This window comes from Pseudoduganella buxea (genome assembly GCF_009720835.1).
Lineage (GTDB): Bacteria > Pseudomonadota > Gammaproteobacteria > Burkholderiales > Burkholderiaceae_D > Rugamonas > Rugamonas buxea.
Genome location: NZ_WNKZ01000019.1, coordinates 57,389 through 72,931, shown reverse-complemented (window position 1 = coordinate 72,931; position 15,543 = coordinate 57,389). Strand labels below are relative to the sequence as shown.

At 66.5% G+C, this 15,543-nt stretch carries 13 protein-coding genes; 7 read left to right on the top strand and 6 right to left on the bottom strand.

The genetic code is table 11. The features are described from left to right. Together GM672_RS09365 and GM672_RS09360 are read left to right on the top strand one after the other, a co-directional pair. Positions 1–413, top strand: a 413-nt coding sequence (locus tag GM672_RS09365; RefSeq protein ID WP_155470257.1) for an IS1595 family transposase, incomplete at its 5' end; no start/stop codon positions are given. Between the two features lie 287 nt (positions 414–700). After that, positions 701–1,204, top strand: coding sequence for a DUF3016 domain-containing protein (locus GM672_RS09360; RefSeq protein WP_155470256.1), 504 nt, complete (start codon positions 701–703; stop codon positions 1,202–1,204). A gap of 15 nt (positions 1,205–1,219) precedes the next feature. Here the strand turns inward: GM672_RS09360 and GM672_RS09355 are convergent, their stop codons facing one another. The 4 genes from GM672_RS09355 to GM672_RS09340 all read right to left on the bottom strand — a co-directional run bounded on the left by GM672_RS09355 (position 1,220) and on the right by GM672_RS09340 (position 4,619). Then, positions 1,220–1,663 (bottom strand): thioesterase family protein, encoded by a 444-nt coding sequence (locus tag GM672_RS09355; protein ID WP_155470255.1) that lies wholly within the window; start codon positions 1,661–1,663, stop codon positions 1,220–1,222. Between the two features lie 72 nt (positions 1,664–1,735). Beyond that, positions 1,736–2,920, bottom strand: a complete 1,185-nt coding sequence (locus GM672_RS09350) for a PQQ-dependent sugar dehydrogenase (RefSeq protein ID WP_155470254.1) — start codon at positions 2,918–2,920, stop codon at positions 1,736–1,738. Between the two features lie 162 nt (positions 2,921–3,082). After that, a complete protein-coding gene (locus tag GM672_RS09345) occupies positions 3,083–3,859 on the bottom strand; it encodes a transporter substrate-binding domain-containing protein (protein WP_170299997.1) in 777 nt (258 codons plus the stop codon). Positions 3,860–3,920: 61 nt separating this feature from the next. Beyond that, the gene (locus tag GM672_RS09340; RefSeq protein WP_155470252.1) at positions 3,921–4,619 is read right to left on the bottom strand and encodes a dienelactone hydrolase family protein; all 699 of its coding nucleotides are present in this window, start codon (positions 4,617–4,619) and stop codon (positions 3,921–3,923) included. Between the two features lie 228 nt (positions 4,620–4,847). On the opposite strand from GM672_RS09340, the gene GM672_RS09335 reads away from it, so the two are divergent. Beyond that, a complete protein-coding gene (locus GM672_RS09335) occupies positions 4,848–7,661 on the top strand; it encodes a bifunctional diguanylate cyclase/phosphodiesterase (protein WP_155470251.1) in 2,814 nt (937 codons plus the stop codon). On the opposite strand, the gene GM672_RS09330 is transcribed toward GM672_RS09335, so the two are convergent. Continuing rightward, positions 7,658–8,701 (bottom strand): alpha/beta fold hydrolase, encoded by a 1,044-nt coding sequence (locus tag GM672_RS09330; RefSeq protein WP_155470250.1) that lies wholly within the window; start codon positions 8,699–8,701, stop codon positions 7,658–7,660. The two genes, GM672_RS09335 and GM672_RS09330, sit on opposite strands and share 4 nt — an antisense overlap. 244 nt (positions 8,702–8,945) lie before the next feature. Here GM672_RS09330 and GM672_RS09325 point away from each other — a divergent pair, with 244 nt between their 5' ends. Both GM672_RS09325 and GM672_RS09320 read left to right on the top strand, forming a co-directional pair. Beyond that, complete coding sequence (locus GM672_RS09325) at positions 8,946–11,168, top strand: DEAD/DEAH box helicase (protein ID WP_155470249.1); 2,223 nt, start codon at positions 8,946–8,948, stop codon at positions 11,166–11,168. Between the two features lie 188 nt (positions 11,169–11,356). After that, entirely contained in the window at positions 11,357–13,177 is a 1,821-nt protein-coding gene (locus GM672_RS09320) for a TnsB C-terminal domain-containing protein (RefSeq protein WP_155470248.1), read from the top strand. A gap of 5 nt (positions 13,178–13,182) precedes the next feature. Here the strand turns inward: GM672_RS09320 and GM672_RS29540 are convergent, their stop codons facing one another. After that, a complete protein-coding gene (locus tag GM672_RS29540; protein ID WP_260099252.1) occupies positions 13,183–13,311 on the bottom strand; it encodes a hypothetical protein in 129 nt (42 codons plus the stop codon). 227 nt (positions 13,312–13,538) lie between these two features. Between GM672_RS29540 and GM672_RS09315 the strand changes: the two genes are divergently transcribed. Both GM672_RS09315 and GM672_RS09310 read left to right on the top strand, forming a co-directional pair. Beyond that, complete coding sequence (locus tag GM672_RS09315) at positions 13,539–15,116, top strand: flavin monoamine oxidase family protein (protein ID WP_229417646.1); 1,578 nt, start codon at positions 13,539–13,541, stop codon at positions 15,114–15,116. After that, complete coding sequence (locus GM672_RS09310) at positions 15,113–15,523, top strand: c-type cytochrome (RefSeq protein ID WP_155470246.1); 411 nt, start codon at positions 15,113–15,115, stop codon at positions 15,521–15,523. Before GM672_RS09315 ends, GM672_RS09310 begins: the two co-directional genes overlap by 4 nt. Positions 15,524–15,543: the final 20 nt, after the last annotated feature.

The following is a 15,543-nucleotide window of genomic DNA, read 5'->3' as shown; positions in this document are numbered from 1 at the left end:
GCGAACTGGACTGCATCCTGGTGGCGCGCGACCGGCAAGGCCGCACTTGCGATTTCGTCCCGGGGCGCGGGCCCGTCACGGTGGCGCAGTTGCAGCAGCATTTGTTACCCGTGCTGGACAAGGCCGTGCTGCTGGCCACCGATGCGGCGACAGCCTATCGGGAGTTTGCGAAAGATCACGGCATCGCACACCGGGCCGTCAATCTGCGCCAGGGCGAGCGGGCGCTGGGGGAAATCCATGTCCAGAACGTGAACCGGTATCACGCCGTGTTCAAGAGCTGGCTGATCCGCTTCCACGGCGTGGCGAGCCGCTACCTGCCCCACTACCTGGGCTGGATACACGGGCTCGACTGTCGTCACCTGAGCACGCCGCAGCAATTTTTACGGGCTGCATTATTCCCGGCAGGAAGTTGAATGCTGAGTGGATAGTTCACTGCGACCGGGTGACAGCGCCAAAAAAAACCGCAGGCGGCGCGAGCTGCCTGCGGCAAAGGATCAGCGACGGCAGTGAGACCGACGCATCAGGACACGGTGGTGCGCTCATCCCGGCAACGTCGCGGCAAGGCGCGGAACCGGTGCTTTCGTGTATGGATGAGAATGCCGAAATCTTAGTTGCGACTTGTTACAACATCGTGACAGCGGAAACGATCCGCGCGCGCGATCGGAGTATATTGTTCTTGTCAAAAATGGGGGAAACCATCATGCAAACGCACAAACTCCTGAGGCGCACGGTGCTGGCCGTGGCACTGCTGGCCGTCATGGGTGCCGCGGCGGCGGACGTGACGGTGCAGTTCGTCAAGCCGGACGATTTCATCGACATGCCCCGCTCGGAGCGGGATCGCGACCAGATCCTGAAGGACCTGACGGCCCATTTCGCGAGCCTGGGCAAGGCCCTGCCGCCGGGCCAGGACTTGAAGATCACCGTCACCGATTTCGATCTGGCCGGCCGGCTGGAGCCGCGCCGCTGGGCCGTCGACGAAATCCGCATCATGCGCGGCGGCGCCGACTGGCCCCACATGACGGTGCAATACACCCTGGAGCAGAACGGCCAGGTCCTGCGCAGCGGCACCGACGAGGTGTCGAACATGATGTACCAGCAGCGCATGAACCGGTATTTTTCGAACGACGCACTGCGCTATGAGAAGCAGATGATCGACGACTGGTTCCAGAAATCCGTCGTGGGCAGCCAGGTCAGCCGCCGGTAAGGCGGCGAGGCCCGGCTAGTCCAGCCAGTTCACGCGGGGGAACTTGGCGCGGAACTCGTCGGGCATCGGCACCACCTCGCTGTGCCGGTAGTTGTAGAACACGAAACCGGACTTGGCCATTGCCACCAGGGTCTGGTCGGCCGGACGCGTCACGCGGAAGGTGATGTCGCCGCCGTATTTATTGAAGTCCATCACGCCCACTTCGAACACGAGCTGGTCGCGCGCATGGGCTTCGGCGCGGTAGGTCGTGGCCAGGTCCGTGACGATGATGCCGGTGCCGTCGCCCTCTGTTTCGCGCACGCCCAGGTCGAACAGGAAACGGGCCCGCGCTTCCGAGATCATCGAGATCATCGAGTCGTTGCCCAGGTGGTTGGCGGCATTGATGTCGGTGACGCGCACCGTCAGCTGGGTCGAGAAGCAGAACTGGTCCTCGGGGAATTCAAGCTTGAGTCTGGCCATGGTCGGGGGCGCTGTGGCGCCGGCTGATAAAAGACCATTGTAGCCGCAGCGACGCCATGCGCCAGCGATCCGTCAGCGCCGCACGATGCGAAATACGCTGCCGCTGGCCGACAGCAGGTACAGCTCGCCCTGGCCATCCTGGCCGAAGGACTGCACATTGCCTACATTGGCGATGTTCCAGTCACGCTCGTCGCTGACGCGGCCGTCCGCATACAGGAAGCTTTTCAGGAAGCCCTTGCAGTAATCCGAATACAGGTAGCGCCCGGCCAGTTCCGGCAGCGCGCTGCCCCGGTAGACGAAGCCGCCCGTGATCGAGCAGCCGTTGGTGCCGTTGCTGCCGTGCTCGTATTCGAAGCGGGGCAGCACCAGGCCTTGCGTGCTGCAATTGGCGTTGGCGTAGCAACGGCTGCCCTCCATCACATTCCACCCGTAGTTGTCGACGGCCTGCGTGGCGGGAGCGATATCGACTTCCTCCCGCGCGTTCTGGCCCACGTCGGCGATATACAACTGGCCCCCGTCGAAGGCGAAACGCCACGGGTTGCGCAAGCCCAGCGCCCAGATCTCGCCGCGCCGGCTGGACAGGGCGATCCACGGATTATCCGGCGGAATCGCATACGGTTCGGTGGCCACGTCGAGGCGCAGCATCTTTCCCAATAGCGACAGGGGATTCTGGCTGTTGCCGTTCGGGTCGCCGGCCCCGCCGCCGTCGCCCGTGGCAACGTACAAGTAGCCGTCCGGGCCGAAGGCCAGCATGCCACCGTAATGGTTGGTAAAGCCCGGGTGGGGGATCGTGATCACGCGGCGCAAGCTCTGCGGGTCGGCAACATTGGCGTCGGCCGACACCGTGCCGCGGTCGATGGCGATATTGCCTGCCGTGTCGACGGAATAGATAAAGAAGCTGCCGTTTTGCGCATAACGGGGGTGGAATGCCAGGCCCAGCAGGCCCCCTTCGCCGGCCGTGGACACGCGGGCCGACACGTCCAGGAACGGCCTGGCCCGCAGCGCGCCGTCGGCCAGGATGCGGATGCGGCCCGTGCGTTCGGCGATGAACTGGCGCGCGTCGCCCGCGGGTGCCGTCAGCAGCACGGGCTGGTCGAGGTTTGTCGCCACTTCGCGCAGGGTGACGGCAAAGGGCGTGGGTGGCGGGGCAGGTGGCAGCGTGGGCGGAACGGCAGGGGGCGGTGAAACAACGTCACTGCCGCCACCCCCACAGGAAGCAAGCAACAGCACAGCGATCGCCGGCATCAATACACGCATGGAAGCCTCCACCAAGTTGGACCGCACCTGTCGAAGACCGGCGCGGTCCGGTCCGGTACTGGCGTCGAGGAGCCCTTTTTGCTGTCGGGGCCGCAGACCGGATGACCGATTATGGCAGGAAGCGGCGGCACGCACCGTACGCCTGTTCACTCAGCAGCGCAGTCAGCGGCTCGATCTGATCCGTGGCGCCCGTTCGACATAGCGGTCCAGGAAAGTGCTGAAATTCTTGCCGGCAAAAGCAGCGCCGGCGATACGGTCGAAGCGGGCGATATCGTCCGGGTCCGAGCGCAGCGAATAGGCCATGAAGAACGAGCCGGCCGCCACCGGCAGGCGCACCAGGCGGATAGCGACCCCCGTGGTGCGGGCGTAATAGCGGGGCGAGTATTCGTTCTCGAAAAAGACGGCGTCGACCCGCCGCGCCTGCAGCTTGCGCAGATTGGCGGCCTGCCAGTCCGTCACGGCCAGCAGCTGCCAGTCGATATCGACCCCTTCCAGGCCGGGCGGCAGCGGCGAGCCGTCGACCCAGCCGATGCGCAGGCCGGCCAGGCGCGCCACGTCCGGTACCTCGCGCAGCGGCGCATCGTGGCGCAGCGCCAGCTGCGGGCGAGTGCGCAGGTACGTCCATTTGAAGGTGCCGATGCCGGGACCCCGGTCGGTGGCGCCGGAAGTGAGCAGCAGCACGTCGAGCGTACCGTTGCGCAGGCTTTCCGTGGCGCGGCGCAGCGACGTGGGCGGCATCCACTGCAGCGGCACGCCGCGGGGCGCTACCGTGCGGTCCATGAAGTCACGCAGGGCCCCGTGCAGCGGCGCATCGGGCGTGCCCATGATCAGCGGCGCGACCACGAAGCCGCCCACGCGCAAGGGCGCCGCCGGCGCGCCGGCGGCGGCCAGCAGGCTCGCCGCCAGGGCACCGGAACGGATCACGTTGGACAGTCGCATCATCCGCTCATTTTAGCGGAGAGCCCCTTTGCTGCGCAGAAATTGCGCAGCATGGCCGACATCAGGCGTTTTCGCTTAGGAACAGCAGGCTGTGGCCATGGGCCTCGACTGCGGAGCGCTGGTGGTAGCTGGCCCGGTGCGAGCAGTTGAATCCGTGTTCCGCATCCGGGTAGATATGGATCTCCACGTTGTCGCGGTCGCCGAAGCGTTCGGCGATGCTTTTCACGGCATCCTGGGGGATATGGCTGTCCTTGCCGCCGAAGTGCAACAGCAGGGGGATGGCGACGTCGTCGGCACGGTCCAGCTGGTTCTGGATGCCGCCGCCGTAATAGGCGATGGCCGCGTCGACCGTGCCGTTGGCCGCCGTCAGGTAAGACAGCAGGCCGCCGAAGCAGTAGCCGATCGAGGCCACCTTCGGGCCCACGCCCGGCAAGGCGCGCAAGGTCCGCACGGCGGCAGCCACGTCGGCCACGGCCTTGGCCGTATCGGTGGCGCCTTTCAGGGCCACGGCCTTCTTCCAGTCGCCGTCGTCGTAGCCCAGTTCGATATGGGCGCCCTGGCGCCAGAACAGGTCCGGCGCCAGTACCACGTAGCCGTCGGCCGCGTATTGCTCGGCGACGGCGCGGATGTGAGCGTTGACGCCGAAAATCTCCTGTATCAGGACGATGCCCGGGCCACTGCCGGTGCGGGGCAGTGCCAGGTAGCCCTGGAAGGTGCCGTCGTCGCCTTGCACGTCGATCCAGCGGGAATTGCTGTCCATTTCTTCTCCTTGTGATGCGGGTTGAGGGTCGAAAGTATAGGCCAGCACGGAAGGACATGGCGCGCCACTGTCGGGGTTGACAGGCTGGGTTCGTCCCGTGCGGCGGCCGCCTTAAACCATGCTACCCTTGGTTTCCGAACCATTGTCGAACCATCGTTTGTCAGGGAGGCACAAATTTCCGACAAGCATACGCCCCGACGGTCCGTGAAGCGCCTGCCGACTGCGGCAATGCTGGCGCTGCTTTGCGGATCGGTCCTGACGGGCCTGCTGTTCACCGGTGTCAGCCGGCTCGAGCAGGACCGCATCATGCTCGCGTTCACGCAGCGCGCGCACGTGCGGGAGTTTGCGCTGAAGGAAGGCATCACCAACGCCATCGACGGCCTGCGCGCCGTCAACCAGCTGTTCGTCAGCCAGCCCCGCGTCAGCCGCGATGAATTCCGCCGTTTCACCAAGCCGCTGCTGGAACGCTATCCGTATGTGCTGGGCTTTTCCTTCATGCGCTTCATCGGCCCGTCCGAACGGGCCGCGATGGAAGCATCGCTGGGCCAGTTCCGGCCGGGCGCCCGGGTAACGGAATTTCGCGAAGGCCACGTCGTCCCGGCGGGCAACCGGGAACGTTACCGCGTCATCGAATTCATCGAGCCGCTGACAGGCAACGAGGCGGCGCTGGGCCTGGACTCGCTGTTCTCGTCGGCCGACGAAACCGTGCGCACCCATGCCTACGACACGGGCCGGCCGGGCGCCAGTCCCCTCGTCACGCTGGCCCAGCACCGCACCGCCGTCGGCATGCTGATCTCGATGCCGGTCTACCGCTTCAACACGCCGCTGCCGGACGTCCAGGCGCGCCGCGCGGCCCTGGTGGGCGAGACGGCCGTTACCCTGCTGCCCGGCGAGATGGTCAGCAAGATCCTGATGTCGGCCGGGCTGCACCACGTGCACCAGCAGGAAAAGCGCATCCAGGGCATCGGGCTGCACGTGTACACGGATGCCAACCGATCGCCCGCCTCGCTGGTGTATTACGCGCCGCCGCCGGAGCGGGGGCTGACCACCATCGGCAAGCCGCTCGCATGGCTGTATCCGGCCACGCCGGCGCCGCTCGACGTACCGCTGGAAGTGGCGGGCCGCACCTGGCACGTGGTGGCCAGCATGAGCGACGACGTCACCGTGGCGGACCACATGGCGTCGCTGTCGACGCTGGCGCTGGGCCTCGTCACCACCTTGCTGGGCACGGCCTATGTGCACGCACTGGCCACGCGCAACCGCGCCATCGGCTGGCGCGTGCAGGAACGCACGGCCCAGCTGGACGAAGCGAACCGCGCGCTGCGCCTGCGCGAACGGGCCATCGAATCGAGCCGCAACGCCATCCTGATGGTGGCGGCACAGGACGACTACCCGATCGTCTACGCCAACCCCGCATTCGAGCGCAGCACGGGCTACACGGTGGCCGAGGTGATGGGACGCAATCCGCGCCTGCTGTACCGGGACGATGTCGACCAGCCCGGCGCCGAGACCATTCGCAGTGCGTTGCGCGAGCAGCGCGACGGCCACGCCGTGCTGCGCTACTACCGCAAGGACGGCACCCTGTTCTGGAGCGAGACCTATGTGTCGCCGGTGCGTGACGAGGAGGGCAAGGTAACCCACTTCGTCGCCGTCCAGCACGACATCACGGCGATGAAGGCCTACGAGACGGAGCTGCATCACCAGGCCACGCACGACGCGCTGACCGGCCTGCCGAATCGCGCGCTGCTGCAGGACCGGCTGCAGCAGAACATCGCCCAGGCGGCCACGCGCGGCCACAGCCTGTGGGTAGTGTCGATCGACCTGGATCGCTTCAAGTTCACCAACAGCCGCATCGGCCACAAGGCCGGCGACCGGCTGCTGCAGCAGATCGCCGAGCGCCTGCAGGCCGCCGTGCGGCCGGTCGACACGCTGGCGCGGCTGGGCGGCGACGAATTCGCCCTGATCCTGCTGCCCGAGGAAGGCGTGCGCCGGCCCGCGGCCGACCAGCTGCAGCGCGTGCTGGCCAGCCTGGACAAGCCGGTCCTGCTGGATGACAAGGAGCAGTTCATCGTCGCCAGCGCCGGCGTGGCCGTGTATCCGGACGACGGCACCGAACCGACCGTGCTGATGGAGCGGGCCGATATCGCCATGTTCCGCGCCAAGGAACTGGGCGGCGACAACTACAAGTTCTACACGCGTGCCATGCGCGAACAGCTGGGCGAGCGGGTGCAGATCGAAAGCGCGCTGCGGCGGGCGCTGGAACGGCACGAGTTCGTGCTGTACTACCAGCCCCAGGTCGATATCGGCACGGGGCGCATTGTCGGCATGGAAGCGCTGATCCGCTGGCAGCATCCGGAAATGGGCATGGTGGCGCCGGCCCGCTTCATTCCGCTGGCCGAGGAAACCGGCATGATCCTGCAGATGGGCGCGTGGGTGCTGCGCAGCGCCTGCCAGCAGCTGCGCACGTGGCAGTGCGAGGGGCGCCGCAACCTGCGCGTGGCCGTGAACGTGTCGGCGCGCCAGATGGCCGAGCAGGGTTTCGTCGGCAGCGTGGCCGACACCCTGGGCGAGGCCGGCATCGAGCCGTGCTGCCTGGAACTGGAGCTGACGGAGAGCCTCGTGATGAACGATGTCGAACACGCCGTCACCGTCATGCACGAACTGAAACGGTTGGGCGTGAAGCTGGCCATCGACGACTTCGGCACGGGTTACTCCAGCCTGGCCCACCTGAAGCGCTTCGCCATCGACGTGCTGAAGATCGACCAGGCCTTCGTGCGCGACCTGACGGTGGACCCGGACGACGCGGCCATCGTCACCACCATCATCGCGCTGGCGGCGAACCTGAACCTGGAAGTGATCTCGGAAGGCGTCGAGACGCTCGACCAGCTGTCCTTCCTGCGCGAGCACGGCTGCCACCAGATGCAGGGCTATTACTTCAGCCGGCCCGTGCCCGCCGTCGCCTTCGGCGCCGTGCTGGCCGAGAACGAAGCCCAGCTGGCCGCGGGCGGCACCGTGCCGCTGGGGGTGGCGCTGTACCGTTAGGGTGCCTTGTCGTCGGCCTTCGCGCCGTGCTCCGTTGCCTTGGATTTCGGTCCATCCAGGGCCTGGAGCAGCGCCTTGTGGAACTGCTCCGGATCTTCCATTTGCGGCGCGTGGCCCATGTTCGGAAATTCCACCAGCTGCGCCTGCGGGATGCGCCTGGCGGCCTCCTTGCCCAGCACCTTGTAGTTGCCCAGTTTGGCCTTCACTTCCGGCGGCGCGATGTCGCTGCCGATGGCGGTGGTGTCGCCGTCCCCGATCATCAGGGTCACCGGCACTTTCAGGTTGGGGAACTCGTGCACCACCGGCTGGGTGTAGATCATGTCGTAGATCAGCGCCGAGTTCCACGCCACGATCTGGTGGCCCGGCCCTGCGTTCAGGCCGGCCAGCATGTCCACCCACTTTTCGTATTCCGGCTTCCAGCGGCCCATGTAGTAGGTGTTCTTCTCGTACGTGCGCACGCCGTCGGCCGTCAGTTTCAGCTCGCGCTCGAACCACTGGTCGACGCTGCGGTAGGGCACGCCCAGCGCCTTCCAGTCCTCCAGCCCGATGGGGTTGACCATCACCAGGTGCGATACGGACTGGGGATTCATCAGCGCCATGCGCGTGGCTAGCATGCCGCCGGTGGAGTGGCCCAGCAGCGCCACTTTGGTCGCGCCGATCTTCTTCAGCAGGGCCATGGTGTTCTCGGACAGCTGCTGGAAGCTGTACTGGTAGTGGGGCGGCTTGGTCGACGCGCAGAACCCGATCTGGTCCGGCACGATGACTCGCCAGCCGGCCGCCGCCAGTGCCGCGATCGAGCGCTCCCACGTGGCGCCGCAGAAGTTCTTGCCGTGCAGGAGGACGATGGCCTGGCCGTTGGCATTGGCCTTGGGCTTGACGTCCATGTAGGCCATCTTCATCGTCTGGCCCTGCGAATTGAAGCGGAACTGCTGCAGCGGGTAGGGGTAGCGAAAGCCCTGCAGTTCCGGGCCGTAGGCGGCCGCGGTGGCCGTGGCACTGCCGGCGGTCGCAAGGGCCGCGGCGAGGAGAAGTCGGTACATGGTGGGAGCTCCGGGTTGTCGAAGTGCCAAATATAGAGCAAAAGCGACAGCATTGCCGGTTCGCTCGAGCGATCATTTCCACGCTTTTCACGCTGAAATCGACCCCGTTGCAACGAACAGTTCCGCCTTTGTAGCCGGAACAGAGTAAACTACGCCCTTTCTGTCGCATGGGGCGATTCGAACAATAGGGAACCTGCACCACCATGAGCCGGCGTCGTTCCCGATAATTTTAGCGAGAACCGCGATGACTGCAACAACCCAGGAACCCATTCTGTTTACCGACCTCAATCTCAGCCCCGCGCTGATCAAGGTCCTGAAGGAGGTCGGCTACGAACAGCCGTCGCCGATCCAGGCCGCCACGATTCCCCACCTGCTGAACAACCGCGACGTGCTGGGCCAGGCACAGACGGGCACCGGCAAGACGGCCGCCTTCGCGCTGCCGATCCTGTCGCGCATCGATATCCGCCAGACCTCGCCGCAGGCGCTGGTGCTGGCACCGACGCGTGAGCTGGCGATCCAGGTGGCCGAGGCCTTCCAGCGCTACGCCGCCCATATTCCGGGCTTCCACGTGCTGCCGATCTACGGCGGCCAGAGCTACGGCCCGCAACTGTCGGCGCTGCGCCGCGGCGTGCACGTCGTCGTCGGCACGCCGGGCCGCGTCATCGATCACCTGGACAAGGGGTCGCTCGACCTGTCCAAGCTGAAGACCCTCGTGCTGGACGAAGCGGACGAGATGCTGCGCATGGGCTTCATCGACGACGTCGAGCGCATCCTGAAGGAGACGCCCGAGTCGCGCCAGACGGCGCTGTTCTCGGCCACGATGCCTTCGCCGATCCGTCGCATCGCCAACACCTACCTGAACGACCCCACCGAAGTGACGGTGGCGGCCAAGACCGGCACGGCGGAAAACATCCGCCAGCGCTACTGGCTGGTATCGGGCATGCACAAGCTGGACGCGCTGACCCGCATCCTGGAAGCCGAGCCGTTCGACGGCATGATCATCTTCAGCCGCACCAAGATCGGCACCGAGGAACTGACCGAGCGCCTGCAGGCGAGAGGCTTCTCGGCCGCCGCCATCAATGGCGATATGCAGCAGGCCGCGCGTGAACGCACCATCGGCCAGCTCAAGGAAGGCAAGATCGACATCCTGGTCGCCACCGACGTCGCCGCGCGCGGCCTGGACGTGGACCGCATCAGCCACGTCGTCAACTACGACGTGCCCTACGATTCGGAGAGCTACACCCACCGCATCGGCCGCACGGGCCGCGCCGGCCGCAGCGGCGAAGCGATCCTGTTCATCACGCCGCGCGAGCGCACCTTGCTGAAGTCCATCGAGCGCGCCACGCGCCAGCCGATCAAGCAGATGGAACTGCCGTCGCTGCAGGCCGTCAACGACGTGCGCATCGCCCGCTTCAAGGACCAGATCACGGAAACCCTGGCCCAGGGTGGCCTGGAATCGTTCCAGCAGCTGGTCGAGCAGTACGAGCAGGAACACAATGTGCCCGCCACGGAGATCGCCGCTGCCCTGGCCATGATGGCACGGGGCAATGCGCCCCTGCTGCTGGACAAGAAGGCCGAGAAGGGCTGGCATGAAGACGGCGTGCGTCCGGAACGGGCCGAGCGCCCCGACCGGGGCGACCGCGGTGATCGTTTCGATCGTCCTGATCGTCCGGATCGCCCCGAGCGCCCGCGTGCCGAGCGTCCCGAACGGGCCGACCGTCCGGCGCTGCCGAAGAAGGAGCGCATCGCCCGTGAACCGGATGCCGGCATGGCGACCTACCGCATCGAAGTGGGTTATGAAGACGGCGTCAAGCCGGGCAATATCGTCGGTGCCATCGCCAACGAAGGCGGCGTCGATTCCAAGTTCATCGGCCGCATCGAGATCTTCGAGGACTACACGGTGCTGGACATGCCGGCCGACCTGCCGGCCGAGACGCTGCAACTGCTGACGGGCGTGCGCGTCGCCGGCCGCATGCTGCGCATCCGCCGCGATGGCGATGCCCCTGCCGAGGTGGTGGCATCCGCCCCGGCACCGGCGCGCAAGCCGGCCGAACGCAAGGCCGAGCCGAAGAAGGCCCTGGATGCGGTGGTGGAATCGGCGCTGACGGAAGAGGAAGCGCCGGCCAAGAAGAAGAAGGAGAAGCCGAACAAGGTCAATATGCCGATGCGTCCGTACCGCATCGAGGTGGGCGCCAACCACGCGGCCACGCCGTCGAACATCGTCGGCGCCATTGCCAACGAAAGCGGCCTGGAAGCGCGCTACATCGGCCGCATCGAGATCTTCGACGACCACTCCGTGCTCGAAATGCCCGATGGCATGCCCGATGAGATCTTCAAGCACCTGGGCAAGGTGTGGGTCGGCGGCCAGCAGCTGAAAATCAGCCTGGCCGACGCCATGCCGCCGGAGTCGAGCAAGCACACGCCACCGAAGAAGCCCGCCGGCGCCAAGCCCAAAGCCAAGCGCTGATCGCCGCCGTGCAGCGCCAGGCTCCCCGCACGGCGCTGCACGGCCACGGTGCTGCACTGCACCAACATGGCTAGCCCACCCCGCTAGTTGCCCGAAAACTGGTGTCAGGCACCGGTTTTTTTGCGACTTCACCATTGGCCCGGAATTTGCATAGACATCTGCATTTGCTCTCCACGAGGGAGGAACGGATGTCACTGCGTACCGATGTCACGATGGCGGCCAAGCCCCAGGCCGACCTGCTGCGAAACGACCTGCTCGACTATGCGGCGCCGCGCCGTACCGTACGGATCCTGTGGATCGATCCGGACCGGACCGGCGCCTACCTGTTCGACGTCGCCGGCAATGCCTGCGAGGCCGAGTTTGTGCGGCTGTCGACCTTGCAGGCCGACCTGGCCGAAGGGCGCGCCCAGCGGCTGGCCGAGGACCCCTACCTCGTCACCGGCAATGGCGAGCTGCTGCCGCCGCGCCATATCGAATTGCGCGAACGGGCCTGGCAGATCGTCGCCGAGCTGACGGCCTTCGAGCCTGCCATCTACCAGGCCCGCCGGCGCGGCCAGCTGATCGCCGACTACACGGCGCGCCACGGCATTTCCCATCCCACCATCTACCGCTACCTGCGCCGCTACTGGCAGCGCGGGCAGACGCCCAACGCGCTGCTGCCGGATTACTGCAATTCGGGTGGGCGGGGCAAGACGCGCGCGTCCACCGCCGGCGTCAAGCGGGGCCGCCCGCGCAAGGACGGCGCGCCGCCCGGCGTAAACGTGGATGAAGCGATGCGCCGCATCTTCCGCATCGCCGCCACCATCCACCTGGGCACGCGCATGTCGCGCCGCGCGCTGTATGACGCCATGCTGCGCGACTTCTTCTGCCGCCGCGATGTGAACGAGGCCGGGCGCATCGCCCGCGCCCCCGAGCCGGAGACGGCACCCAGCTTCGGCCAGTTCGGCTACTGGCTGGAGCAGGGCAGCGTGCTGCGCCAGCCGGAGCATCCGCTGCCGCTGGCGCCGCATGCGAACGTCGCGCAGCCCGGCAAACCCGGTGCCGCGTTCCGGCTCGATGCCGTGCGCGCCGATATGCAGCTGGTGTCGCGCGCGGACCGCGAACGGCTGGCCGGCCGCCCGGTGCTGTATGTCGTCACCGACATCTTCAGCGGCATGATCGCCGGCCTGCATGCGAGCCTGGAAGCGCCGTCGTGGCAGCAGGCCGTGATGGCGCTGTCCAACTGCGCCGCCGACAAGCCGCGCTTCTGCCAGCGGCACGGCCGCTCGCTGCCGGCACTGGACTGGCCGTGCCGCCACCTGCCCGAGCTGCTGGTGGTGCCGGGCGTGCTGCAGCCCACCGACGGTGGCGGCGCGCTGCGCAACAACTTCGGCGTGCGCTGCGTCAGCGGCACGGCCGACGGTGAAACACTGCCATGGCGCGCCGCGCTGGAACGCCGCTGCGCCTTGCTGCCCTTGCAGGCCGATGCCCTGTCGCCGCGACTGGGGCTGCTCGACGGCGCGCTCGATATCGGACAGTTCACGCGCCTGGCCATCGACGCGGCCATCGAACACAATCTTCAGCCCACGCCCGATGCGCCGGCGCCGTTGCAGCTGTGGGAGTGGGGCATGCAGCAGCGCGGAACGAGCCTGAAACAGTATCGGGAGGACCTGGTGCGCTGCCTGTTGCTGCCGGTGCACGAAGCGACCGTGACGGCCGAAGGCATCTGCCTGAACGGCGTCTACTACAGCTGCGTGCGCGCCGTCGAGGAACGCTGGTTCGAACGGGCCCGCCAGCGCGGCCGCTGGACGGTGCGGGTGGCCTGCGACACGGGCAATGTCGACTGCGTCTACCTGCTCGATCCCGCCACGCCGCTGCAGTTCCACCTTTGCCACGTGGCCGATCGCAGCCAGGCGCACCGGGCCCTGTCCGTGGCCGAACTCGCGCACCTGCCGGAGCCGGCACGCCTCGCCCAGCCGGCCGGCCAGCATGCCAGCTTCGAGCGCATCGTCTCGAGCCTCGTCGGCTAGCGGTCTCATTTCTCAAGTTCCTTCGGTGGGGTGATCCTACCCTTTTTCAACGCGCCTCCGGGCGCGTTTTTTTTCGCCATGGCGACGGCCTGCATCGCCATGGTGCGGCCAGGAACGATGGTGTTTGCTGACATGGACTTTGCCGCATGCGGCCCGGCCGAACAAAGTGCTTCCGCAAAGGACGTCATATTCCACAAGCCTTTCTTCGATTGCCGCCACGCACACGACGGCGGGAAGCGACTTAATTCCGATGTGCGAAAAGAGTGTTTTCGCAGTGTGCCGTGGCATACCGATTGCTTGGTACCTCCATGAAAGTGAAACGGATTTTCAACAGCGACATGGGGTTTCGATGGAGAGTGAAATGATGAAATCGGTGACACGGCGCGACTTCCTGTATCGCGCGGCTGCAGTGGGCGGCACGGGCCTGCTGCTCAACGCCATGAACGCCTGGGGCATGGGCATCGCCTCGACGCAGGCGGCGCCGCCGGTGCTGAGCGGCAGCGGCAAGGGCAAGTCGGTGCTCATCCTGGGCGCGGGGCTGGCCGGCCTGACGGCGGCGTATGAACTGAACAAGCTGGGCTACCGCGTGCAGGTGCTGGAAGCACGGGCCTTCGCGGGCGGTCGCTGCCAGACGGCGCGCAAGGGCTTCGAGCTGACGGAGCTGGGCGGCGAGACGCAGCGCTGCACCTTCGACGACGGCCAGTACATCAACCACGGCCCATGGCGCATTCCCTTGCACCACCAGTCCACCTTGCACTACACCCGCCTGTTCGACGTGCCGCTGGAAGTGATGGTCAACGATAACGACCACTCCTTCGTCTACCTGGAAAACGGCGGGCCCCTGGCGAAACAGCGCCTGCGCCCCGCCCAGATCAAGGCGGACATGCGCGGCCACGTCGCCGAGCTGCTGGCCAAGTCCGTGCAGGACCACCTGCTGGACAAGCAGCTGTCGGCCGACGACCAGCGCGCGCTGCTCGACTACCTGGCCCATGAAGGCCAGCTGACGGCGGGCGAGTTGCGCTACAAGGGCCGCACGGGGCGGGGCTTCGCCGTCAATCCCGGTGCCGGCATGAACCCGGGGCCGGGCATGCCGTCCGATCCCCTCGGCCTGTCCGAACTGCTTGCTTCGGGCGTGGGCAATGTGTACACGGCAGTGCAGGACTTCCCCATGCAGAACACCATGTTCCAGCCTGTCGGCGGCATGGACCAGATCCCGAAGGCCTTTGTAAAACGGGTGGGCCGCTTCATCCGCCATCACAGCGAAGTGCAGACCATCCGTCACGGCGAGAAGAACGTCACTGTCACATACAAGGATACCGGCACCGACAAGATCAATAGCGTGTCGGCCGATTACTGCCTGTGCACCTTGCCCCTGTCGGTGCTGCGCATGATCGATACCGACTTTTCCGACAAATTCAAGGGCTCCATCAAGGCCGTGGCCTACGCCCCCGTCGGCAAGATCGGCCTGCAGATGAAGCGCCGCTTCTGGGAAGAGGACGACCACATCTACGGCGGCCATGTCCTCACGGACATCAAGGGCATCAACACGATCTCGCTGCCGTCGTCGGGCTGGCAGAAGAAGAAGGGCGTCCTGCTGGGCTACTACAACTACCAGACGGCCGCCATCGAAACGAGCGCGCTGACGCCGGCCGAGCGGGCCGAATTCGCCCTCGCCGCGGGCGAGAAGATCTTCCCCGCCTACCGCGAGTCGTTCGATAGCGCCTTCTCCGTGGCCTGGCACCGGGTCCAGTACAACCTGGGCGGCTGGGCCGAATGGACGGACGAAAGCCGCAAGGCGGCCTACCCGGTGCTGCTGGAAGGCGAGGGCCGCGTGCTCCTGGCCGGCGAACACCTGAGCTACCTGACGGGCTGGCAGGCCGGCGCCATCGAATCGGCCTGGCAGCAGCTGGCCCGCATTCACGAAAGGGCCAGCGCATGAAGCGCCTACCTTCCATCCTGGCCGTGCTGGCGGCGCTGGCCATACACGGCGCCGCCATGCCGGCATGGGCCGCCGACAGTGACGGCAGGACCATCTTCCAGAAGAACTGCGCGGCCTGCCACCAGGCCACCGGCAAGGGCATTCCCGGCGCGTTTCCACCGCTGGCCGGCAGCGCTTTCGTGCAGGGCCCCGTGGTGGAACCGGCCACGGTGCTGCTGAAGGGCCGCGGCGGCATGCCGGACTTTTCCACCAGCCTGTCCGACGCCGACCTGGCCGCCGTGCTGGCCTACGTACGCACCAGCTGGGGCAACAAGGCCGACGCGCCGGACGAGCAGCAGGTCGCGGCGCTGCGCGCGCAATTGCAGGCGCCGAAATTCGCCGCCGGCCAGGTCACCAACAAGCACTGAACAAACACCGAACCAATGCT

Bases quoted from the DNA above. Each gene is read 5' to 3' on its own strand.
- GM672_RS09325 (WP_155470249.1), top strand. From the start codon at position 8,946: ATGACTGCAACAACCCAGGAACCCATTCTGTTTACCGACCTCAATCTC.
- GM672_RS09360 (WP_155470256.1), top strand. From the start codon at position 701: ATGCAAACGCACAAACTCCTGAGGCGCACGGTGCTGGCCGTGGCACTG.
- GM672_RS09315 (WP_229417646.1), top strand. From the start codon at position 13,539: ATGATGAAATCGGTGACACGGCGCGACTTCCTGTATCGCGCGGCTGCA.
- GM672_RS09355 (WP_155470255.1), bottom strand. From the start codon at position 1,663: ATGGCCAGACTCAAGCTTGAATTCCCCGAGGACCAGTTCTGCTTCTCG.
- GM672_RS09330 (WP_155470250.1), bottom strand. From the start codon at position 8,701: ATGTACCGACTTCTCCTCGCCGCGGCCCTTGCGACCGCCGGCAGTGCC.
- GM672_RS09340 (WP_155470252.1), bottom strand. From the start codon at position 4,619: ATGGACAGCAATTCCCGCTGGATCGACGTGCAAGGCGACGACGGCACC.
- GM672_RS09310 (WP_155470246.1), top strand. From the start codon at position 15,113: ATGAAGCGCCTACCTTCCATCCTGGCCGTGCTGGCGGCGCTGGCCATA.
- GM672_RS09335 (WP_155470251.1), top strand. From the start codon at position 4,848: ATGCTGGCGCTGCTTTGCGGATCGGTCCTGACGGGCCTGCTGTTCACC.
- GM672_RS29540 (WP_260099252.1), bottom strand. From the start codon at position 13,311: ATGTCAGCAAACACCATCGTTCCTGGCCGCACCATGGCGATGCAGGCC.
- GM672_RS09320 (WP_155470248.1), top strand. From the start codon at position 11,357: ATGTCACTGCGTACCGATGTCACGATGGCGGCCAAGCCCCAGGCCGAC.
- GM672_RS09345 (WP_170299997.1), bottom strand. From the start codon at position 3,859: ATGCGACTGTCCAACGTGATCCGTTCCGGTGCCCTGGCGGCGAGCCTG.
- GM672_RS09350 (WP_155470254.1), bottom strand. From the start codon at position 2,920: ATGCGTGTATTGATGCCGGCGATCGCTGTGCTGTTGCTTGCTTCCTGT.